This is a genomic window from Emergencia sp. JLR.KK010 (genome assembly GCF_037018265.1).
Classification (GTDB): domain Bacteria; phylum Bacillota; class Clostridia; order Peptostreptococcales; family Anaerovoracaceae; genus Senimuribacter; species Senimuribacter intestinalis.
In genome coordinates, this window is sequence record NZ_CP143550.1 from 1403374 (window position 1) to 1425109 (window position 21736).

At 45.1% G+C, this 21736-nt stretch carries 19 protein-coding genes; 17 read left to right on the forward strand and 2 right to left on the reverse strand.

Annotation, left to right across the window (positions count from 1 at the left end):
- The first annotated feature begins 158 nt into the window (after positions 1 to 158).
- The 3 genes from V1225_RS06705 (at position 159) to V1225_RS06715 (ending at position 5896) form a co-directional block, all read left to right on the forward strand.
- The gene (locus V1225_RS06705) at positions 159 to 4412 is read left to right on the forward strand and encodes a hypothetical protein (protein WP_338548042.1); all 4254 of its coding nucleotides are present in this window, start codon (positions 159 to 161) and stop codon (positions 4410 to 4412) included.
- 147 nt (positions 4413 to 4559) lie between these two features.
- Entirely contained in the window at positions 4560 to 4895 is a 336-nt protein-coding gene (locus tag V1225_RS06710) for a PadR family transcriptional regulator (RefSeq protein WP_330588321.1), read from the forward strand.
- Positions 4895 to 5896: a permease prefix domain 1-containing protein gene (locus V1225_RS06715; protein ID WP_160200669.1), complete on the forward strand. Its 1002-nt coding sequence runs from the start codon at positions 4895 to 4897 to the stop codon at positions 5894 to 5896. Before V1225_RS06710 ends, V1225_RS06715 begins: the two co-directional genes overlap by 1 nt.
- On the opposite strand, the gene V1225_RS06720 is transcribed toward V1225_RS06715, so the two are convergent.
- Positions 5853 to 6374 (reverse strand): DUF6512 family protein, encoded by a 522-nt coding sequence (locus tag V1225_RS06720; protein ID WP_160200668.1) that lies wholly within the window; start codon positions 6372 to 6374, stop codon positions 5853 to 5855. The genes V1225_RS06715 and V1225_RS06720 overlap by 44 nt on opposite strands.
- A 177-nt stretch (positions 6375 to 6551) precedes the next feature.
- On the opposite strand from V1225_RS06720, the gene V1225_RS06725 reads away from it, so the two are divergent.
- Both V1225_RS06725 and V1225_RS06730 read left to right on the forward strand, forming a co-directional pair.
- Positions 6552 to 7835 carry an O-acetylhomoserine aminocarboxypropyltransferase/cysteine synthase family protein gene (locus tag V1225_RS06725; protein WP_338548044.1) on the forward strand — a complete coding sequence of 428 codons (1284 nt, stop codon included), beginning with the start codon at positions 6552 to 6554 and terminating at the stop codon, positions 7833 to 7835.
- A gap of 273 nt (positions 7836 to 8108) precedes the next feature.
- Positions 8109 to 8897 carry a hypothetical protein gene (locus V1225_RS06730; protein ID WP_160200666.1) on the forward strand — a complete coding sequence of 263 codons (789 nt, stop codon included), beginning with the start codon at positions 8109 to 8111 and terminating at the stop codon, positions 8895 to 8897.
- 174 nt (positions 8898 to 9071) lie between these two features.
- Here the strand turns inward: V1225_RS06730 and V1225_RS06735 are convergent, their stop codons facing one another.
- A complete protein-coding gene (locus V1225_RS06735; protein ID WP_161908717.1) occupies positions 9072 to 9977 on the reverse strand; it encodes a nucleoside recognition domain-containing protein in 906 nt (301 codons plus the stop codon).
- An 85-nt stretch (positions 9978 to 10062) separates the two neighbouring features.
- On the opposite strand from V1225_RS06735, the gene rmuC reads away from it, so the two are divergent.
- The 12 genes from rmuC to V1225_RS06795 all read left to right on the forward strand — a co-directional run bounded on the left by rmuC (position 10063) and on the right by V1225_RS06795 (position 21694).
- Positions 10063 to 11274, forward strand: a complete 1212-nt coding sequence (gene rmuC, locus V1225_RS06740) for a DNA recombination protein RmuC (RefSeq protein ID WP_160200663.1) — start codon at positions 10063 to 10065, stop codon at positions 11272 to 11274.
- Positions 11275 to 11277: 3 nt separating this feature from the next.
- The gene (locus tag V1225_RS06745; RefSeq protein WP_251613022.1) at positions 11278 to 11985 is read left to right on the forward strand and encodes a metallophosphoesterase; all 708 of its coding nucleotides are present in this window, start codon (positions 11278 to 11280) and stop codon (positions 11983 to 11985) included.
- Between the two features lie 18 nt (positions 11986 to 12003).
- Positions 12004 to 13176 (forward strand): phosphopentomutase, encoded by a 1173-nt coding sequence (locus V1225_RS06750; protein WP_251613019.1) that lies wholly within the window; start codon positions 12004 to 12006, stop codon positions 13174 to 13176.
- A complete protein-coding gene (locus tag V1225_RS06755; protein ID WP_251613016.1) occupies positions 13173 to 14480 on the forward strand; it encodes a pyrimidine-nucleoside phosphorylase in 1308 nt (435 codons plus the stop codon). Before V1225_RS06750 ends, V1225_RS06755 begins: the two co-directional genes overlap by 4 nt.
- A gap of 204 nt (positions 14481 to 14684) precedes the next feature.
- Complete coding sequence (locus V1225_RS06760; RefSeq protein WP_160200659.1) at positions 14685 to 16055, forward strand: 2-isopropylmalate synthase; 1371 nt, start codon at positions 14685 to 14687, stop codon at positions 16053 to 16055.
- 11 nt (positions 16056 to 16066) lie between these two features.
- A complete protein-coding gene (locus tag V1225_RS06765) occupies positions 16067 to 16744 on the forward strand; it encodes a GntR family transcriptional regulator (RefSeq protein WP_160200658.1) in 678 nt (225 codons plus the stop codon).
- Positions 16713 to 18644 (forward strand): aconitate hydratase, encoded by a 1932-nt coding sequence (locus tag V1225_RS06770; protein WP_160200657.1) that lies wholly within the window; start codon positions 16713 to 16715, stop codon positions 18642 to 18644. The genes V1225_RS06765 and V1225_RS06770 overlap by 32 nt, the downstream gene beginning before the upstream one ends.
- Position 18645: 1 nt before the next feature.
- Positions 18646 to 19785 carry an isocitrate/isopropylmalate family dehydrogenase gene (locus tag V1225_RS06775; protein ID WP_251613013.1) on the forward strand — a complete coding sequence of 380 codons (1140 nt, stop codon included), beginning with the start codon at positions 18646 to 18648 and terminating at the stop codon, positions 19783 to 19785.
- Positions 19786 to 19870: 85 nt separating this feature from the next.
- Positions 19871 to 20392, forward strand: a complete 522-nt coding sequence (locus V1225_RS06780; protein WP_160200655.1) for a DUF1836 domain-containing protein — start codon at positions 19871 to 19873, stop codon at positions 20390 to 20392.
- Between the two features lie 69 nt (positions 20393 to 20461).
- Positions 20462 to 20848: a spore coat associated protein CotJA gene (locus tag V1225_RS06785; protein WP_243150976.1), complete on the forward strand. Its 387-nt coding sequence runs from the start codon at positions 20462 to 20464 to the stop codon at positions 20846 to 20848.
- On the forward strand, positions 20845 to 21093 hold the full coding sequence (locus V1225_RS06790; RefSeq protein WP_160200654.1) for a spore coat protein CotJB: 249 nt from the start codon (positions 20845 to 20847) through the stop codon (positions 21091 to 21093). Before V1225_RS06785 ends, V1225_RS06790 begins: the two co-directional genes overlap by 4 nt.
- A gap of 1 nt (position 21094) precedes the next feature.
- The gene (locus V1225_RS06795; protein ID WP_160200653.1) at positions 21095 to 21694 is read left to right on the forward strand and encodes a manganese catalase family protein; all 600 of its coding nucleotides are present in this window, start codon (positions 21095 to 21097) and stop codon (positions 21692 to 21694) included.
- The last annotated feature ends 42 nt before the right edge of the window (positions 21695 to 21736 follow it).

Consider the following 21736-nt stretch of genomic DNA (forward strand, 5'->3'; position numbering starts at 1 on the left):
GACTTCCTGCGGGTGTAGAATAAAAATGATTTTTGATGAAAAAGAATGAAGCGAAGGAAGAGTTTGATATAGCGCTCCATCGCTTCTTACCATTCAAAAGTCTATTAACTTAAGAAAGAAGTAAGAACTTACCAAAACGAAAAAGGGAGGCAAACCAAATGAAACATTACAACAAGAAGCTTTTAGCTCGCATGTTGTGTCTGTTTTTCGTTTTCTCAGCATTCGGTGGTGGCTTGCTTTCTTCCGGAAAATGGCTGGGGGGGGGTCAGTCCTATGCGACTGAGGCACCTTTAACTGAAGCCGAGCACGAAGTGCAGCCGGAAGGCAGTGAAATACCGGATGAAAATGTTGATGCAGAGGGCGGCATTGTAGATGGCGCCGATGTTGACGTTGACAAAGAAACGGAAGATGTAGATGCGGCAGAAGTGGGTGAAGAGGAAGAAAATCAGACTGAGAGCGGTAAACGCATGGTTGCATTTTCTGATGACGGCATTGATCCACAGTCAAATGACACTGGTGCATTTAATGTAACCGGCGGTACATATGGCGTGGATTATGAGTATAAAGAAACTGTATATAATACGCAGGGATATGGAAATGCAGAAAGCACTGCTGGTCAGTATGTGCCTACAGTAGGTAGTGTAGTGCCGCGAACATTTCAGGCACTTGTTATTAAAAAAGGCACACCATTGACGATATCCACTAGTGGTACGTCAAATGCAGGGATTTTTATTGAGGCAGGTGTGCATGCGGATTTAACCTTTGCAGGTGTAGATATTAATGCATACTATCCGGTAAATATCGTGACAAATAAAGAGGATTTGAGTAATCCGACTTCTTTGCATTTGACCCTTGCCGATGGCAGTACGAATAGGCTTACTTGTAATAATAGCAATGGAAATATTCAGTCTCCGGGTATTCGCTGCGGAGAAGGTTCTAAATTGACCATTGACGATAGTCGTAGAAATGTAGATCAGAATGGACAATTTGTAGCGCCGAAAGATGGCAAAGTATCCAGAGATGCAGTTCTTGCTGATGGCACTGTGGTTAAGGCAGGCGATCGATTGACAATGCTGGATAGTGCCAATCCAGGTACTTTAGAAGTCAACGGCGGCCTTCGCGCATCAGCAATTGGAGGCGGTCCGATTGAAAACAGTGGAGATATGACTTTTAACGGTGGTGTTATTAAGGCATATGCCAACGGTCCGACAGAAAGCCGATATGGAGCGGGATGCGGCATCGGCGGCGGGCATGCCGGTGGTAGTACAGTGACTACGTTTAACGGCGGAGACATTGATGCAAAGGGTTCTTTTCATGGCGCGGGCGTTGGTGGCGGCTGCACCTATATAGGTGGGATGTCCAATGGAGCAGAAACCACCTATGCGTTTACAGATGCGATTTTATGTCAAACGCCGAAGAGTACCATTGCCGGTGATATCAATATCAACGGTGGATTCCTCAAATCGGAGGGATTTGAGCATAGTAATGCGTTTGGTCAGGGATGCGCTGGAACCAATACTGGCAAGACTATTACGATTACCGGGGGCACATTGTTGCCGAAATCGCAGGCAGGCTGGTATGATATCGGAGGCGCCGGCGGTGACGTTGTGGTTACAGGCGGTTCCATTCGATTATCTGCACCGGGAAAATTCCAATGTAATGGTGGTACGGCTTATGGAGACTTAACGAAGAAAACAAGGGTCTTTGTAACAACTGTGAACTTATCTAGCGAAAAGATTAAGCACGAAATGGCAGATGGTACGACAAAGGAAGAGTTTATCGAAAATCATGCGATTACAGATTGGGAGTTATCGATTGGTGGTCAAAAATACGAATATGGTGCACCGTCTTTCTTTGATGACGGCAAACTATATCTATGGCTGCCATACGAATTTCAGGGAAAACCAGTTGCAGGGCAGGAAGTAAAAGTAAGCTTGAAGCCTGTAACAGTAGATGAAAATGGTAATGAAATCGCAATGGATATAGAACCGCTTTTCATTAGTTCCGTTAAACCTACGGAGGATCCTAATGCAGCAGCACCTTTGAAACGATATGTAGACTTTGAATTGCCAGATGAATATAGTCAGGAGAAGATGACCAAAGATTACGATGGCTTACCGTTTAATGCCATTGACGTATCAACGATTGAAAACGAAATCACAGATGCTTCTGGTAATGTCATCGATACGAAGATCGGACTTTATACCGGAAAAATAGACAATAAATATTTAGATAATCCTTCAAAGGTGTCGTATAAGGCGCAGCGTTATGATAAACAGAATGGGAAACCGATTGAGCAAGAACAGCTGCTTGGAAATAAGCTGCCGGAAGACGCAGGTATTTTGAAATTTACGATGACCTCGACCCAATATTCTGACGGTACGCTTGCAGGCTATGAGAACTTTGCACAAAGTTACTGGGGGCATCGTGCAACGGGCTGGGCAATTATCAATAAGATTCCATCAGAAATTGCAGACGCGACTTATGATATCGAATATGGAGAAGACCCGGCTACCCATGAAACCATTGTAACGAAGATGACCTTTAAAGCCAAGGCAAAACAGGGGGCAGCAAAGAGAAAACCTACCTGCAAAGCGCCAGATGGATATATTCAGTTTTATGTCAACGGTGTAAAAGTTGGAGAGCCGATTAAAGCGAATGCAAAAACAGCAACGGAAGAAATCAACGGAGAAGAGTATGCATATGGCGTGATTGATAAAGTGATTTCTTTTAATACAGGTGCTTATCCAGCTATTCCGAAGCTGGAATCCGGCAAGTTTGTAGTAGAAGCAAAATATACAGAAGGTTATAACTACGAAGAATCTTATTCTCTTGTCAAACCGGAAGAAAAGCCGGGTACACCAGGTGGCTCTGATACAGATGAGCCGACCAACTTCCCATTTGTAAATCCGCCAACTCCAGTGATTCCAAGTGCTGGCAGTGACCCGGATCATCCGGATGAAGAGCCGAAGGGAACTATCCTGGAGCCAGGTGAGATCGAGAGAATCGAAGACGATGGTGATATTTTTAGATTGCATGGAAAAGTCAATGACAAAGTAAACCGGAAGACGGAAAAAGATAAGACCGTTTCGAAGGATGAGCTAGTAGAATTTTTCAACGATCGGTATGTATTTATCGGGATTGATGGACGTTTACTGAAAGATGAAAAAGGAAATCCTTTAAAAGTTGCAGACGTTACAATTAGGGATGCCGATGGCAATGAAATTCAAGAGATTGATTTATCTGAGCCTGGAAAATATGTGATTACTACAACTGTTACCGATGCACAGGGAAACAAGACGACGATTAATCTGGCGTACAATGTAACAAAGCCGATTATTCAGGATCTTGACCTTAATAAGGATACCAATGACGATGGAATTCCAGACATCAATATTGATACGGATGACGATGGACTCCCTGATATTAACATTGATACCGATGGCGATGATAAGCCGGATATCAATATTGATACCGATGATGATGGTAAACCGGACGTCGACATTGATACCGATGGAGACGGCAAACCAGATATCAATAAAGACACCGATGGAGATGGCAAACCGGATGTAGATATTGACACCAACGGAGACGGCAAACCGGATATCAATAAAGATACTGACGGAGACGGCAAACCGGATTTAGACATCGACACCAACGGAGATGGTAAACCGGATGTGAACGTTGATACCGATGGCGATGGAAAGCCAGATATTAACAAAGATACCGATGGAGACGGTAAACCGGATTTGGATATTGACACCAACGGAGATGGTAAACCGGATGTAAATGTAGATACCAATGGCGATGGAAAGCCAGACATTAACATCGATAAGGATGGGGACGGAAAGCCAGACATCAACATCGATAAAGATGGAGACGGAAAGCCAGACATCAACATTGATAAAGATGGGGACGGCAAACCGGACATTAACATCGATAAGGATGGAGACGGAAAGCCAGACATCAACATCGATAAAGATGGAGACGGAAAGCCAGACATCAACATCGATAAGGATGGAGATGGCAAACCGGATATCAACATTGACACCAATGGAGATGGCAAACCGGATATCAACATCGATATTGATGGAGACGGCAAACCAGATATCAACATTGACACCGATGGAGATGGCATCCCAGATTTGAACGTGGATACGGATGGAGATGGTAAACCGGATGTCAATATCGACACTGATGGAGATGGCAAGCCAGATAAAAATATCAAATCTCCAGAAGATATTAAGAACATTATCAAGGAACAGAATCCTGAAACAGACGAGCTACCTTGGTGGATTCCAAGAACTGGAGATACAGCTAATATGCTGCTCTGGGTTGCAGGACTTGCTGCTGCAGTGCTGGCACTTTGCGGCATGGTATTTGGAATCAGAAGAAAAAACGGTGTAAAATAAATTATTTATAACCTAAAGCTGCTGCACAGAAGTTGTGCGGCAGCTTTTTAAATGAAGAAAAACTACTTGACCTGTCGTAGTAGTTGTGCTATGATTGGAACATAAAAGTACTACGACAGACGTAATACTGGAAAGGAGGTCTGCCAGGTGATTAGCAGTGATGTGATTCGGGGCTATAATGATACCATGATTTTGTATCTTTTACGAGAGGCACCCTCTTATGGCTATGAGATTTCCAAACGGATTAAGGAACTGACCGAGGAGAAATATATTATCAAAGAAACTACCCTTTATTCGGCATTTACCAGGCTTGAGAGGAACGGCTATGTAGAAGTTTTTGCAGGAAACAGCGCCAGCGGCGGAAAGCCCCGCACCTACTACCGCATTACAGAAGAAGGCAGAGCTTATTACAACGAAAAATGTCGGGAATGGCAGGTTACTAAAGAGGTTGTGGAGAAATTTATAATAGAGGAGGATGTGTAGTGGAAATTATTTTGAATTATTTAGAGAGCATGTTTGCTGAACTTGCGGATACAGGTGAAGTCAGAAGGGTAAAGCAAGAAATGGCTTTTATGATGGAGGAAAAATATACAGCATTGAAAGCTGAAGGTAAAAGTGAAAATGAAGCGATAGGCACAGTTATTGCAGAATTCGGCAGTGTAGATGAGCTGATTTGTGAGCTGGGCATTGATAAAAGCAAGAAGTCGCAGGAAAGTTGTTATTCGCATACTGAGGGAATGTTTTCAGGGCGCAGAGTAACGAAAGAGGAGTGCAGAACTTATATTGCTTCCATGGAACGCTTGTCTCAGGGAATCGGGGCAGGAGTTATGTTGATTTTAGTATCTCTGATTTTTCCTGTCATGGGAGAAGAAATCTTCGGAGAGGAAAGAGGCAGCGCGCTGGGTGTGGTACTGATGTTTGTTCTGATTGCGGCTGCCGTAGTGCTGTTTATTATAAATGGTGTAGCTATGAGCAGGTTTGATTATCTGAAGAAAGAGAACCTTTCCTTGGATGAAAGTGCGATTCGTATGCTGGAGGATATGCAGCAGAAAGACAGACCGCAGTTTGCATCGAAAATTGCTGTCGGCGTACTCCTCTGTATTCTTTCTGTGATTCCGGTAATTCTCAACGAGTCGGTGCTTCACTTAGCAGAGAATATTCCGCCGTGCATTTTGTTTGTTATGGTTGGCAGCGGTGTTTACCTGCTTATTACTACAGGCGTTCCTTATGGCTGCTATAATGTGCTGATGCAGAGAGAAGACTATTCGCCGCAAATGAAAAAAGGGATGCGAAAAGGGGAGGACTTTGCAAACAGAATCGGCGGAATTTACTGGCCGTGTATTGTACTGATTTATCTAGTCTATAGTCTTCTCACCCACGATTGGGGCAGAAGCTGGATTATATGGCCGGCGGCGGGACTGTTTTTTGTAGTCATTATAGCTACTTACAGTGCTTTTTGTTCTGGCAAGGATAAGGACTTCTAAAAAGGCGACCATAGGGAGCACAGATGGAACAGGCTGCAAAAAAGAGAAGCAGCAGAATCAGTACGGTGCCAGAAAGGAGCCTGATGGAAACCTTTCCTAAAAACTCCAGAGTCATGAGAGCGTGGGAGGAACTAAAGGCGATTACCACAGAAGCTGCAAAGATGCCGATATCTGCAGGAAGAAAATTTCTGCCACAGATGGCGGTATAGCTGTAAAAACATAATACGATGAATACGATCCCTGCAAGAAGCCCTATGGTTTTAGCAGGGATAAAATTTTGCGTAAACTGACCGTAATGAACGTACTCATTGAGGCTCCAAAGCAGAAACGGAGTCAGCAAAAGCTTTAAATGTTCGAAGACGCTTTCGTTTGTTGGAGCAAGAAAGGAAATCAGCAGACTGCGACCGGACCACTCATAGGTAAAGTGGAGAAGTACACCCAGTCCGAAGGTAAAAAATATCCCGTAAATTTCAATCAAAATCAGTCACCTCTTTTTTATTATGTAGGAAATATCCATTTTTCGATATTTCCGGAATATCAAGAAAGTCTACCTATAGATAGAATCGGCGCAGCCGACTTTCTTATTATATATTTGATTTTATGCTGGGATTGGTATAAAATAGAAGGCAAATATGTTTATTAAAGGAGTGAAATTATGTCGGAGTATAAATTCAATACAAGCTGTATTCACAGCGGATATAAGGCAGAGAGTGGGAAACCGCAAGTATTGCCGATTGTCCAGAATACCACTTACAGATACTATGATGCAGAAGATGTGGCTAAGCTTTTTGATTTAGAAAGTGCAGACTTTATGTATACCAGACTGGGAAGTCCAACCGTTAATGCGCTGGAAGAAAAGATGGCAGCGCTGGAGGGTGGAACCGCGGGTATTGCAACTAGTGCAGGACAGGCTGCAAACCTGATTACCATGCTGAATATTTGTGAAGCAGGCGATCATATTATCGCATGCGGAAATATTTATGGAGGCACATTTAACCTGTTTAACGTTACTTTGAGAAAGATGGGGATTGAAACTACTTTCATCGATTACAACCTTTCCAAGGAAGAAATCGTAGCACAGGCAAAGCCTAATACTAAGGCAATTTTTGGCGAATCTTTAGGAAATCCTGCATTGACCGTTCTAGATATTGAAAAGTTTGCTGAGGCTGCTGGCGAGGTTGGCGTGCCTCTCGTGGTGGATAATACTCTGGCATCTCCATACCTGTGTCAGCCATTGAAGCATGGTGCAAATTTTGTAACCCACTCTACAACCAAGTGGGCAGACGGACATGCAACCAGTGTAGGGGGCATGGTAATTGAAGGCGGTAATTTCGACTGGAATAAATATGCAGACAAGTATCCTGGCATGGTAGAACCGGATGAGAGCTATCACGGTTTGAAATACTTTGAGAAGTTTGGAAATCAGGCATTTTGTGTAAAGCTGAGAGCGCAGATGCTTAGAGATTTGGGCTGCACTATGGCACCTATGAATGCGTTTCTTACCTTCCAGGGACTGGATACTCTGCATCTTCGAATGGACAGACACAGCAGCAACGCTTTAGCTCTGGCACAGTTCCTTAAGAATCATCCAATGGTTGATTGGGTGAAGTATCCGGGGCTGCCTGGTGATGAGGATTATGAAAGAGCACAGAAATATTTGCCAAAAGGTGCCAGTGGCGTACTTGCTTTTGGCGCAAAGGGCGGCAAGGCCGGCGGTGAAGAAGTGTTGAAAAATTTAAAACTGGCAAGTATCGTGGTGCATGTAGGCGATATTAGAACCAGTGTGCTGCATCCTGCGTCCACGACCCACAGACAGCTTAGCGAAGAAGATCAGCTGGCCGGAGGTATCAAACCGGAGCTGATTCGTGTATCTGTAGGCTGCGAAGATATCGAGGATATCATTGCAGACTTTGATCAGGCGTTGAATGCACTGAAATAATGTTGACAGCTGACGGGCTTTAGTACCGAATATTGATTTTTGAAAAAAAGGTATCAAAAGTGTGATAAAAATTCAAGTGAATCTTAAAAATAGCGGCAAATTGTCGCTATTTTTTTGTGAAGAAGGGTAGCAATTTGTTCGGATATAGGATATAATGGATAAAATGTAATAATTTGTAACATGGCTTGAGCAAATTGTGAAATTTTGTTGTGATTTTGGCTAAAGAATTAGTACCTTATTTCAAAAAATCTTAAATAGGTACGAAAGGACAATATGGAAGACATTAGAGGAATCATTGAAAATGAAAAACGTCTGCAGGAAATGCAGAAACAGACTTTTGAGCATCGACTACGTAAGCTGCCGAAGGGAAAGCTGGTAATGAAAAATGGCTACTACTATAAGAGAGACTATAATGCTAATGGGAGAGAGGAATTTTATATCCCAGGCAGCAAGCAGCTTTTAATTGACCAGTTAAAGGAGCGAGGCTACCTTGAGAAAAGCATTAGACAGATTGAGACGAATCTTTTAGCAATGGAGCGCTTACTTGAAAAATATCAGAATTATGATCCGCTTTCAGTTTTGCCTAAGTTAGGTAAAGCATATCAGATGCTGCCGGAGGAATGTTATGCTCTGTGCGGAATATCATCTCCGGAAAACTTTGAGAATGAAAATCAGGAAAGAAACTTCTATTTGCAGGAACATTTGAAAATGACAACAATCAAGGGTCATAAGGTCAGGTCGAAGTCCGAATTGGATATAGCTAATCAGCTGTTTTTGAATCAGATTACTTATCGCTATGAGCCACAGATTCTGATTGGTGGGAAAGTTTTTTATCCAGATTTTGAGATTTTGAAAGTACCAGAACAGAAAATATTTTATTGGGAGCATTTTGGTATGATGGGTCAGCCGGAATACCGTGAACATGCAGAGTACAAACTTGAAGAGTATCGTAAGGCGGGAATCGTGCCATGGAAAAATCTTATAACTACGTATGATGATGAGAACGGCGGATTGGACTCGAAAACTATATCAAAAATTATAGACGTTTTTTTGAAATCATAGTAAAATAGAAGCAATAAGGAGGTAGCAGCATGGACTATCAGCGGGCATAAAAAGATCGGATGGAGGCATATTATCAGATTACTGCTTCCTATCGTGCAACTACGATACACGCTGCAAAGGCGGCAAGAGGACCGGAGCTATGTGCGGGCAGGTGCAGCTTGAGAACTGAAAAAACTAGAAGCCGCATATAAAGAGTACTTCGCAGACGATTTTGCCTGTCAGTAAAGAAATCATAAGACTTCCTAGCCAGATACATATGGCACCGGGAAGTCTTTGTTGTTTTACCAGAAGGACTGCGGAGTTAAAGCAAGGCACAGAAAAGGTCATCATTACCACGCAGCTCAAAAGCTGGGCAGCGCTGAATATGCCGCTTCCTGCAAGGGAGAGTAAAGATGCTGCACCGAAATCCCGTTTTAGAATGTTTAAAAGCAGCAAAGATGCAGCTTCGGAAGGCAAGTGAAACACATTCTCAAGTATTGGTGCACAGAGAGAAGATAATGCATCTAAGGTGCCGAAGTAAAGAAGAATACTGATAATAACACTGCCAGCGCAGAATGCTGGTGCGGTATCAGATACTGATCGAAAGGCTTCTCTTAGGATTTGCAGAATAGAAAAGTTTCCGTTTGCGCTTTCCGGCTTTACCATGGTATCTGTCAGTGGAAACAGCATCCCCAGCCCTAAGTATAAAACCCCGGCGAACAGAACAAAAAACAGAAAAAACACTAAAAAGACTCGTAAGGTAACCATGGATGCAAAGGCGGCAAGGAGGGTAAGCTGGGCAGAACATGGAACCAGCAAAATGAGGATCAGTGCCATGCGGCTGCGGCTTTTGGAATCGGTCAATGGTGTCAGCGCAGCTAAGGCACAAGTGGTGCAGCCCAGTCCTATAAATCCGTAGAAAAGTTGATTGATCAGAGGAGAAGTGGTTTTAAGAAATGGGATTTTGGGGAGAATCTGTCCTAGTATTCCAAGAAATACCATGACGGGAAATAGAACTAGAAGCAGATATCTGGGGGTGAGGGTGAAAAGTCCGAATTCACCGAAAAAAATACAGTCTAAAAGTGATAGGAGATTACACATTTCTACTTTTGAATCCTTTCAAAAAATGGTATACTATATATGTATGAGTAAAAGAAACTTTAATGAAAGAAAGAGGTAAGGCAAAATGATGGATATCGCATTGGTGATACTGGGCGTTATCATTCTGATCCTTCTCATTGCAGTGCTGGGCAAGTTTTCGGCGGTGCAGAAAGAAATCAAGGAATCCAGAGTGGAGACCATTCAATACATAAATAATTCTTTTAAGAACTTTGGGGATATGGTAAGCGGAAACCAGAAAGAGGTAACTCAAATGCAGGACAAGCGCCTTGCGGAACTGAGTGAGAGATTTCGTTATATGACCATGGAAAATGAGCAGAAGCTGGAAAATATTCGCAGCACCATGTCGCAGAAAATCGGTGAGCTTACGGAAGATAACAACAAGCAGCTTGAGCAAATGCGCCAGACTGTAGATGAGAAGCTGCAGAAAACTTTAGAGGATCGCATTGGGCAGTCCTTTAAGCTGGTCAGCGAGAGACTGGAGCAGGTTTATAAAGGTCTCGGCGAAATGCAGACTCTGGCAACGGGGGTAGGCGATTTGAAGAAGGTTCTTTCCAATGTAAAGACTAGAGGAATTCTCGGTGAAATTCAGCTGGGAGCCATTTTGGAACAGATATTGTCACCTGATCAGTATGAGGAAAATGTGACGACCAGAAGCACTGGCTCTGAGCGTGTCGAATATGCAGTGAAGCTGCCGGGTGAGGACGATAGAACTGTTTACCTCCCTATCGATGCAAAATTTCCTGCAGATGCATATGCAAAGCTGGTCGACGCATATGATGAGGGAGACAGTGCAGCCATCGAAGCAGCAGGAAAGAACTTGGAACGTATTATCAAATCCGAAGCAAAGGATATTCGTGATAAATACGTAGAACCGCCAAATACAACGGACTTTGGCATTATGTTCCTGCCTTTTGAGGGACTTTATGCGGAAGTGGTGCGGCGCGGACTTGTGGAGACGCTGCAGAGAGACTATAAGGTCAATATCGCAGGTCCGACTACCATGGCAGCGCTGCTCAACAGTCTGCAGATGGGCTTTAAGACTTTGGCAATCCAGAAACATTCCAGTGAGGTATGGGATATTTTGGGTGCTGTAAAAAATGAATTTGAAAAATTTGAAAGCGTTCTTGCGGCAGCGCAGAAAAAAATCAATCAGGCAAACGACGATCTTGACAAGCTGGTGGGCACTCGCTCGCGGATGATTCGCAGCAAGCTGCGCAAGGTGACGACCTTAAACGACGATGAATCTGCAGTTTTGCTTGATTTAGAGGAGAAATAAAAGGTGAAGATATTTGCAATTGCTGATTTACATTTGTCCATGGATGCACGCATTGAAAAACCGATGGATATTTTTGGAAGCAGATGGCAAAACCATGCAGAAAATGTGGCGAACCACTGGAAGCGTCTTGTTACAAGAGAAGATGTGGTAATTCTACCGGGAGATATTTCCTGGGGACTCAGGCAGGAGGAAGCTATGGCTGACCTTGCGTGGATTCACCAGCTGCCGGGCAGAAAGGTGATTACCAAGGGAAACCACGATTTGTGGTGGACCTCTGTCAGCAAGCTGAATAAACTGTTTGATGATATTACGTTCCTGCAGAACAAATGTTATATGGCTGGCAGCGTGGCAGTTTGTGGTAGCCGCGGATGGGTGTGCCCCGGAAGTGACGGCTTTTCCGCCCACGATAAAAAGATCTACGAAAGGGAACTGATTCGTCTTGGACTGTCTTTGGATGAAGCAAAGAGGCAGGGCGCAGAGCATATCGTTGCGGCTTTGCATTTTCCGCCTACTAACGACAAATTGCAGCCGTCAGGATTTACCGCTTTGATGGCAGAACATGGGGTGAAAACCTGTGTTTATGGGCACCTTCATGGAAAGGACGCATTTAAAAACGGACTAAAAGGACGACTTGACGGTGTAGAATATAGATTGGTTTCTCTCGATTTTCTGGAGGGAAAACCGGAACTTATTTATCAGTCAGAAGAATAGAAAGCAGGTGATTAGGAAATGAGAAGAGTAATTTTGATGGTGACAGACAGTGTGGGTGTAGGGGCACTTCCTGATGCAGCCAGCTATGGAGATATGGGAGCAAATACCTTTGCCCATGCGGCGGCAAATACGCCCGGCTTTGCGGTGCCAAACCTGAAAAAAATGGGCTTTGGCAATATTGAAGGTGTCCTTGAAGGTGCGCTTAGGGAAGATGCACCAAAAGGCGCTTTCGGCAGGCTGGCAGAGGTTTCTAAAGGAAAGGATACTATTACAGGCCATTGGGAAATTGCCGGAATTGAAACAAGGACACCCTTTAAGACTTATCCGGACGGATTTCCGAAGGCGTTTATGGATGCTTTTGAGGAAAAAATCGGAATTTCCTGTTTGGGCAATTATCCGGCTTCCGGCACAGAAATTATCGAGCAGCTTGGAGCGGAGCACGAGGCTAGCGGCAAGCCTATCGTCTATACATCGGCTGACAGCGTTTTTCAGATTGCTGCAAATACGGCGGTGATTCCGCTGCCAAGGCTTTACGAAATCTGCCAGGCGGCGAGAGAACTTCTCACCGGAGAGTTTGCTTGCGGTAGAGTTATCGCAAGACCTTATGTAATGGAAGACGGAAAGCGGGTCAGGACCTCAGACAGAAAGGACTATGCCGTTTCACCGCCGCAGAAAACGCTCCTGGATTTTGTCAGTGAAGCGGGACAGAACGTTTATGCTGTCGGTAAAATCAGCGATATTTTCAACGGCAGCGGTGTTACCACCTCGATACATACAGAGAGCAACATGGACGGAGTGGATCAGACCATCAAGGCGCTGGCTGATGATTTTGGCGGTCTAATTTTTACAAACCTTGTGGATTTTGACTCTAAATTCGGTCACAGAAGAGACGCAGAAGGCTACGGCAGAGCGATTATGGAGTTTGACAGAAGACTTCCTGAAATCACAGCAGCTATGGGTGAGGACGATATTCTAATGATTTGTGCTGATCACGGCAACGATCCGGTACACGCTGGATGGGATCACACCAGAGAGTACATTCCGCTGGTGGTCTATGGAAAGCATGTCAAAGCAGGCACCGATTTAGGTACGCGCAAATCCTTTGCTGATATCGGGGCGAGCATTGCGGCATACTTAGGTGCTGAAAAAACTGCAATTGGAGAGAGCTTCTTAGAGGAGATTTTAAAATGAATATGAACGATATCATCGTAAAGAAACGGGACGGCGGTAAACTGACAACAGAGGAGATCGGATTTTTTGTCAAGGGCTATGCGCAGGGCGACATTCCTGATTATCAGGCGGCGGCACTTTTGATGGCGATTTATTTCCAGAAGATGGATAAGGAAGAGACCTTTGCGCTGACTGACGCTATGCGATATTCCGGCGATACGGTGGATTTGTCTGGAATTTCCGGCATCAAGGTAGATAAGCATTCCACCGGCGGCGTGGGAGATAAAACCACGCTGATTTGTGCGCCCCTTGCTGCAGCATGCGGCATTCCTATCGCAAAGATGAGCGGCAGAGGCCTTGGATTTACAGGTGGAACTGTGGATAAGCTGGAGGCCATTCCTGGATTTCAGACCACCCTTGAGCCAGCAGCTTTCCTGAAACAGGTCAATGAGGCGGGCATTGCCGTCATCGGTCAGACCGCCCATATCACGCCGGCTGATAAAAAAATCTATGCACTGCGGGATGTGACGGGCACGGTGGAAAATCTCAGCTTGATTGCCTCCAGCATTATGAGCAAAAAGCTTGCTGCAGGCAGCGATGCCATTGTACTAGATGTAAAATGCGGCAGCGGCGCTTTTATGGAAAATCAGGCGGCGGCAGAGGAGCTGGGCAGTCTGATGTGCGAAATTGGCAGCGCAGCGGGCAAGAAAACTGTAGCGGTAGTGACCGATATGAATCAGCCGCTGGGCCACGCTGTAGGAAACAGTTTGGAAGTCATCGAGGCCATCGAGACCCTTAAAGGCAATGGTCCTGCGGATATCACAGAACTTTCTCTGAAACTGGCAGGAGTGATGATTTTCCTCGGTGCAAGAGCAAAAACTGCGGCAGAAGGAGAAATGATGGCGAAACAGGCGCTGTACAGCGGGGCGGCATTGGCAAAGCTGAAAACGCTGATTACCAGACAGGGTGGAAATCCGGCGGTCATAGAGGACTACGATTTGCTTCCGTCGGCTGCGTACAGCATGGAACTCACTGCGCCTGAAGCTGGCTTTATTACGTCTATTGACGCCAGGGCAATTGGGCTTGCTTCGCAGCATACCGGCGCCGGCAGACAGTCGAAGGAAGATTCCGTGGATTTGGCGGCGGGCATTTACCTTCATCGCAAAGTTGGCGACAAGGCAGCCAAAGGAGAAGTTTTGGCTACCCTTTACGGCAGCAGTAAAGGAAAGCTGGCGGCTGCTGTAAAGGAAGCGGAGAAGGCTTTTGTGATAGGAAAAGAAAAACCGGAAAGACCGGAGCTAATAAAAGAAATTTTGGGACTGTAATACACAGTCTCTTTTTTTATTGGAAATGCGTTGTACGGGCAGCAGTGCCTGCATAAGATAGAAGATATGAGTAAAATGTGAAAACAATTTAAGAACAATTATACATATTCTATTGACAAACAAGATGAAAACAATTATACTTGTATACAGATAATCGAATGCGTTAATGCACAAAAGCGGATGAAGGAAAAAGGAGGTAGAAATATGATAGAGATATCGAGGAAATCTAATCTGTTGGAACAACCAACCTATAAATATGACTTGCAGGATATTCCGCAGCCCAATTTATATAGAGATATGTACAATTATTCTGAGGTGCCGAAGGTGGTGTTTAACCATAGGCGGGTGCCGATGAACATGCCCGAAGATATTTGGATTACAGATACTTCCTTTCGAGACGGACAGCAATCTATGGCTCCTTATACTGTAGAGCAGATTGTAGATCTATACAAATTGCTTTCCAGACTGGGCGGACCATATGGACTGATTCGTCAGTCTGAGTTTTTTATTTATACGAAAAAAGACCGCCAGGCAGTAGAAAAATGCATGGAACTGGATTTGAAATTCCCGGAAATCACTACATGGATTCGTGCGAAACGAGAGGATTTTCGTCTGGTAAAAGAACTGGGGATTAAGGAAACCGGAATTTTGGTATCCTGCAGTGATTACCACATTTTTAAGAAGATGAACATGACGAGAAGACAGGCGGTGGACTACTATCTTGAAACGATTCGAGAAGCCTTTGAGGAGGGTGTAGTGCCTAGATGTCACCTGGAGGATATCACCAGGGCAGATTTTTATGGCTTTGTAGTGCCTTTTGTCAATGAGATTATGAAGCTTTCCAGGGAGGCTGGCGTGCCGGTAAAAATCAGAGCCTGTGATACTATGGGTTATGGCGTTCCGTATAATGGAGCGGCGCTGCCAAGGAGTGTATCTGGAATTATTTACGGATTGCAGCAGTACTCCGGTGTTCCCAGCGAGATGCTGGAGTGGCACGGGCATAATGACTTTTATAAGTCTGTGGCGAATGCTTCTACAGCGTGGCTCTACGGTGCCTGCGCTGTAAACTGCTCTCTGCTGGGTATTGGAGAACGTACAGGAAATGTCCCGCTTGAGGCTATGGTCTTTGAATATGCCTCTCTGAAAGGTTCCATGGACGGTATGGATCCGACAGCAATTACTGAAATCGGAAGATATTTCAGAGATAAGATGGGATACAATATTCCACCGATGACGCCGTTTGTTGGTGAGAATTTCAATGTGACGAAGGCAGGCATTCATGCCGACGGGCTAATGAAGGACGAGGAAATTTACAATATCTTTGACACGAAGAAACTTCTTGGAAGAACGCCGGGGGTTGCGGTCAGCAAGACCAGCGGTCTTGCGGGCATTGCATACTGGATGAACGAGCATTACGGCCTTTGCGGCGAGGAGAAAATGTCCAAGGATACGCCTATTGTGCACACCCTGAAGGAATGGGTTGATGAGATGTATGCAGACGGACGAACCACCAGCTTATCTAACAAAGAGCTGGAAGATAAGGTTCGGGAATTAACGTCTGAGAGTGAACAGTAAGGAGGCTTACCATGATTGAATATAAGACTATTTCTCTTGCAAATCAGGTTTATGATAGATTAGAATACAACATTTTGAGCGGCACTTATGCGCCAGGGGAAATCATCAGTGAGACCAGACTTTCTGAGGAACTGGGTGTCAGCAGAACGCCAATCAGAGAGGCTATGGCAAAGCTGGCCCACGAGAAGCTGATTAAAGATTCTCCGCAGGGGACTGTAGTTGTAGGTGTGACAGAAAATGATGTCAAAGACTTGTTTGAAGTGAAACGCAGAATCGAAATCATCGCAACGAGAAGAGCGGCAGAGAATATCAGCGAAGAGGGGCTTGCAGCGCTGAAAGAAAATGTAGAGCAGCAGGAATTTTTTGCGCAGAAAGGTGACGTCATCAAGGTGAGGGACCTGGATACGGAGTTTCACGATATCCTTTATAGAGAATGCGGCAGTGTGACTTTTGAGACGATCCTGTCTCCAATCCATCACAAGATGATGAAGTTTAGGCGGCTTTCTCTGGAAAAATCTCACAGGATTGTGGCGTCTGTAGCAGAGCACAAATCTCTTTATAATGCCATTGCAGATAAAGATGGTGATAAGATTGAAACGATTATGCTTTTGCATATTGACCACGCATACAACAATATCATGGAGGTGAACGAACAGTATGGGACTGACAATAGCACAGAAGATCATTAAAGAACATTTAATCAGCGGAGATATGACACCAGGCAGTGAAATAGCACTGAAGATAGACCAGACTCTGACGCAGGACGCAACTGGCACCATGGCTTATCTGGAATTTGAGACCATGGGCATTCCTAGAGTCAGAACGGAGCTTTCTGTTGCCTATATTGACCATAACACGCTGCAGTCTGGTTTTGAAAATGCTGACGATCATAGATTCATTCAGTCTATGGCAAAGAAGTACGGCTTGTACTTTTCAAGACCGGGCAACGGCATTTGTCATCAGGTGCACCTGGAGCGCTTTGGCAAACCGGGCAAGACTCTGATTGGATCTGACAGCCACACGCCGACAGGCGGAGGTATCGGCATGCTCGCCATGGGTGCGGGCGGCCTTGATGTGGCAGTTGCTATGGGCGGCGGCGCTTATTATATCACCATGCCAAAGATGTACAAGGTGAATTTGACCGGAAAGCTGAATCCTTTTGTGACTGCAAAGGATATTAGTCTGGAAATTCTGCGTATTCTGTCCGTAAAGGGCGGCGTAGGCGCCATCATTGAGTGGGCAGGTCCAGGCGTAGAAACTCTGTCTGTACCGGAAAGAGCTACTATTACCAATATGGGCACAGAACTGGGCGCAACCACATCTATCTTCCCGTCTGATGAGGTAACCCGCGCATTTTTGGCGGCGGAGGGCAGAGAAGAAGATTATATGCCTCTTTCCAGCGATTCTGACGCAGTGTACGACCGTATCATCGACATTAATTTGTCTGCGCTGCAGCCGATGATTGCATGTCCTCACAGTCCGGATAATGTAGTGCCGGTACATACTCTGAAAGGTACCAAGGTGGATCAGGTCTGCATTGGCTCCTGCACTAACTCTTCACTGTATGACATGCTGAAAGTGGCTGCTATGCTGAAAGGCAAGACTATCAAACCGGAGGTAAGTCTGTCTATTTCACCAGGCTCCAAGCAGGTGCTGACAATGTTGGCTGACTGCGGCGCTTTGTCGGATATTTTAGCCAGCGGTGCAAGAGTACTGGAGTGTGCCTGCGGACCATGTATCGGCATGGGATTTTCGCCAAATTCCGGCGGCGTATCTCTTAGAACTTTTAATAGAAACTTTGAAGGGCGTTCCGGCACAGCCGATGGAAAAGTATATCTGGTTTCTCCGGAAACCGCTGTTGCAGCGGCACTGACCGGCGAGATTACAGATCCTATGCTTCTTGGGGAGATGCCGGAAGTTGTTATGCCGGATGCCTTTAAAATTGATGATAGTGCGATTATTGCACCTGCACCAGTTGAGGAGGCAAAGGAACTTCCGATTCTACGAGGACCGAACATCAAGGCTTTTCCAAGCAGCAAACCTCAGGAGGACAGTCTGGAAGCAGAGTTGGTGCTTAAAGTTAGCGATAACATCACCACAGACCACATTATGCCGGCAGGCGCAAAGATTCTGCCGTACCGCTCCAACATTCCGCACCTGTCTCAGTACTGCTTCGGTGTGTGCGATGAAACCTTCCCGGAAAGAGCAAAGGCGGCGGGAGAGAGTATCATCGTAGGCGGAAACAACTATGGGCAGGGTTCTTCCAGAGAGCATGCTGCGCTGGTTCCACTTTATCTGGGGGTTCGCACTGTCATTACTAAGAGTTTTGCTCGAATTCACGCTGCGAATCTCATTAATGCCGGTATTATGCCGCTGACCTTTCAAAATCCTGAGGATTACGATAAAGTGTCTCAAGGGGATAAGCTGAAACTTTCGGATATCTATGCAGGTATGGACAGCGGAAAGATTACACTGACGAACCTGTCTACCGGTGAGGAAATTCCGCTGGAATGCAATTTTACACAGAGACAGAAAGAAATTCTAAAGGCAGGGAGCCTTTTGAAATACGTAGCAAAAGAGGGAAAATAAGATGGATACATATATTGAAAAAGCCTGCGAGCAGTTTCGTACACTGCTTTTGGAACAGCTTGCGCGAACAGAAAAAATGGAAACCAGCAGTGTACCTAAGGATTTTACGTCTATGGAGAAAATAACCATTGGCATTGTTGGTGGTGATGGAATAGGACCTATTATCATGGAGCAGGCAGATAGACTTCTGAACAAGGTGCTGGCTGAGGAAATCGCAGAAGGACGTATTGTGCTGAAAAAAATTGACGGCCTGACTATTGAGAACAGAATGGCGCTTGGAAAAGCTGTGCCGGAAGATGTCCTTGCAGAAATTAAATCCTGCGATGTGCTGCTCAAAGGACCGACTACTACACCAAAGGGCGGCACTTTGGAAAGTGCCAATGTTACTCTTCGTAGAGAATTAGATTTATATGCTAACGTTCGCCCGGTGCAAGTACCAGAAGAAGGGATTGACTGGATTTTCTACAGAGAAAATACGGAGGGCGAGTACGTTTTGGGAAGCCGGGGCGTTGAAGTGCCTGGCAAGCTTTCGATGGATTTTAAAGTAACTACAGAGCCTGGAACCCGCAGAATTGCAAAGGCTGCCTTTGAATATGCCAAGGCAAATGGAAAAGGCTGTGTAGCAATTGTGACCAAGGCAAATATCATGAAAAAGACGGACGGCAATTTTACTAGAATATGTCATGAGGTGGCGGCAGAATATCCAGGCATCAAAGCGGACGACTGGTACATCGATATTATGACTGCTAACTTAGTGAACAAGGATATCAGAAATCAGTTTCAGGTATTTGTGCTGCCAAATCTTTACGGTGACATCATCACCGATGAAGCAGCAGAAATTCAGGGTGGCGTAGGTACTGCAGGAAGCGCAAATATGGGCGACCAGTACGCCATGTTTGAAGCCATTCATGGCAGCGCACCGAGAATGATAGAGGAGGGTCTTGGCGATTATGCCAACCCGTCCAGTATTTTCAAGGCTGCAGAAATGATGATTCGGCACATCGGATTGACAGCTAAGGCAGACAGGCTGGCAGCTGTATTGGAAGAATGCAGCGAAAAAGAGAAGAAAGTAGTGGTAACTGGTTTTGCTTCTGGGGCTACCTGCAAAGAGTTTGCCGATTACGTCATGAGCAAGCTGTAAAATATCTTGCAAAATTCTTATAAACGTTTTAAAATATAGTGAAATAAAATAATGAAAATGACGAAACACGATATGGAGAAACGGAATGGAAGAATTAAAGCTATTTAAAGAGCAGCTAAAGAATATGCGTCCTGAGGGCTGGGACCAGATTCCGGATATTGATCTTTATATGGATCAGGTCATCAGCTATATGAGCAGGCAACATATCGGGCTTGAGCCTTTAGGCGATGAGAGTTTGACTGCAGCTATGATTAATAATTATGTGAAACATGGGCTGCTTCCAAGGGCAAAGGGAAAGCGGTACAGCAGAGAACATCTTGCCTATCTGACGGCAATCTGTCTTTTAAAACAGGTGCTCAGTGTCAGTGAGACGGGAGCCCTTTTGGAGAAGGAGATGGAGCACAGCGATATCCGAACATTTTACGACCAATATCTTGAGATTTTAGATGAAACTTTTACGGAGACAGCAAGCAGGCTTTGCGAAGAAGAAAGCAAGGAAAGTCTTGCTGAGCTGGCACTGACCATGGCGGTAGAAAGCTATGCAAAAATGCTGGCATGTAAAAAGATTCTGAAGGAGATTGCTCCTGCACCTGAAGCGAAAAAATAGTCACAAAAGAAGAATCCCTGACATAGTATAAAGTATCTTACTGTGAAAGGGGTTTTTCTTTTGAATAAAATGGAGCCTTATATTGGTATGCCGATTATTTTAGGCGAATCGGACCTTTGCGGCACTTGTGACTGCGATAAACCGGCTTGCGATGAAACGCCGCCGACGCCGCCGCAGGGACCTGTTGCGCCATCACCACAACCACCGCAGCCGTCAGAGCCGTCACAGCCATCGAGACCGCCGCAGACATCTGCATGTATGCCATGTCTGTACGATGACAGCTGTCAGAACTGCAGTGTGCAGCCGCCGCAGCAGAAAATGATGCTTGCTATGGCATATGTGCCTTGGCAGAGATGGCAGAATCCGTATGAATACGAAGAGGGTCTGAAGGCAGGAACGATTTTCCCTGACCTGAATTTACCGTTTCTGGGCGCACAGGGAGGTATGAGAAGATGACGAGAGAAGAAGCAATGAGACAGGTGCAGATGTATGACTTTGCACTGATTGATACAGGACTGTTCCTTGATACCCACCCGACCAACAGGGAAGCACTGGATTTTTATGCGAGTACAAGAATGCGGTATCTGCAGGCTGTGGAAGAGTATGAGCAGCAGTTTGGTCCTTTGACTGCGCAGGATACCAACACCGATAACGGCTGGGCATGGGTAGAAACACCTTGGCCGTGGGAAATGGAGGATTAGTATGTGGACTTATGAGAAGAAATTAGAATACCCTGTAAAAATCAAAAATCCAAATCCGGCCATGGCGAAGTTTATTATCAGCCAATATGGCGGACCCGATGGTGAAATTGGTGCGTCGCTCAGATATTTGTCCCAGCGTTACTCTATGCCGTACAGAAAAGTTGCAGCGGTGCTTACCGACATCGGCAGCGAAGAAATCGGGCATTATGAAATGGTAGCCACTATTGTGCATCAGCTGACCAAGAATATGACCATGGATCAGATAAAAGAAGCTGGATTTCAGGAATATTTCGTAGACCATACTTCTGGCGTTTATGCCCAGGCAGCGGCAGGATTCCCTTTTGATGCATTGTGCTTTGCATCAAAGGGTGACGCCATTACGGATTTACATGAAGATATGGCGGCAGAACAGAAAGCCAGAACAACTTATGACAATATCCTGAGAATGGTAGATGATCCTGACGTACTGGATCCAATTCGTTTCCTGCGCCAGAGAGAAATTGTACATTATCAGCGGTTCGGTGAAGCGCTGAGAATTGTTCAGGATAATCTGGATTCTAAAAATTTCTATGCAATTAATCCGGAGTTTGATTTGAGATAGGAAAGCTGTAAAAGTAAATATGTATTGAAACAGCGCACCCGA

What these genes read in the sequence shown, in the direction of transcription:
- V1225_RS06705 (WP_338548042.1), top strand. Translation starts at nt 159, where the DNA reads ATGAAACATTACAACAAGAAGCTTTTAGCTCGCATGTTGTGTCTGTTT.
- V1225_RS06725 (WP_338548044.1), top strand. Translation starts at nt 6,552, where the DNA reads ATGTCGGAGTATAAATTCAATACAAGCTGTATTCACAGCGGATATAAG.
- V1225_RS06730 (WP_160200666.1), top strand. Translation starts at nt 8,109, where the DNA reads ATGGAAGACATTAGAGGAATCATTGAAAATGAAAAACGTCTGCAGGAA.
- V1225_RS06735 (WP_161908717.1), bottom strand. Translation starts at nt 9,977, where the DNA reads ATGTGTAATCTCCTATCACTTTTAGACTGTATTTTTTTCGGTGAATTC.
- rmuC (WP_160200663.1), top strand. Translation starts at nt 10,063, where the DNA reads ATGATGGATATCGCATTGGTGATACTGGGCGTTATCATTCTGATCCTT.
- V1225_RS06750 (WP_251613019.1), top strand. Translation starts at nt 12,004, where the DNA reads ATGAGAAGAGTAATTTTGATGGTGACAGACAGTGTGGGTGTAGGGGCA.
- V1225_RS06755 (WP_251613016.1), top strand. Translation starts at nt 13,173, where the DNA reads ATGAATATGAACGATATCATCGTAAAGAAACGGGACGGCGGTAAACTG.
- V1225_RS06760 (WP_160200659.1), top strand. Translation starts at nt 14,685, where the DNA reads ATGATAGAGATATCGAGGAAATCTAATCTGTTGGAACAACCAACCTAT.
- V1225_RS06765 (WP_160200658.1), top strand. Translation starts at nt 16,067, where the DNA reads ATGATTGAATATAAGACTATTTCTCTTGCAAATCAGGTTTATGATAGA.
- V1225_RS06770 (WP_160200657.1), top strand. Translation starts at nt 16,713, where the DNA reads ATGGGACTGACAATAGCACAGAAGATCATTAAAGAACATTTAATCAGC.
- V1225_RS06775 (WP_251613013.1), top strand. Translation starts at nt 18,646, where the DNA reads ATGGATACATATATTGAAAAAGCCTGCGAGCAGTTTCGTACACTGCTT.
- V1225_RS06780 (WP_160200655.1), top strand. Translation starts at nt 19,871, where the DNA reads ATGGAAGAATTAAAGCTATTTAAAGAGCAGCTAAAGAATATGCGTCCT.
- V1225_RS06785 (WP_243150976.1), top strand. Translation starts at nt 20,462, where the DNA reads ATGGAGCCTTATATTGGTATGCCGATTATTTTAGGCGAATCGGACCTT.
- V1225_RS06790 (WP_160200654.1), top strand. Translation starts at nt 20,845, where the DNA reads ATGACGAGAGAAGAAGCAATGAGACAGGTGCAGATGTATGACTTTGCA.
- V1225_RS06795 (WP_160200653.1), top strand. Translation starts at nt 21,095, where the DNA reads ATGTGGACTTATGAGAAGAAATTAGAATACCCTGTAAAAATCAAAAAT.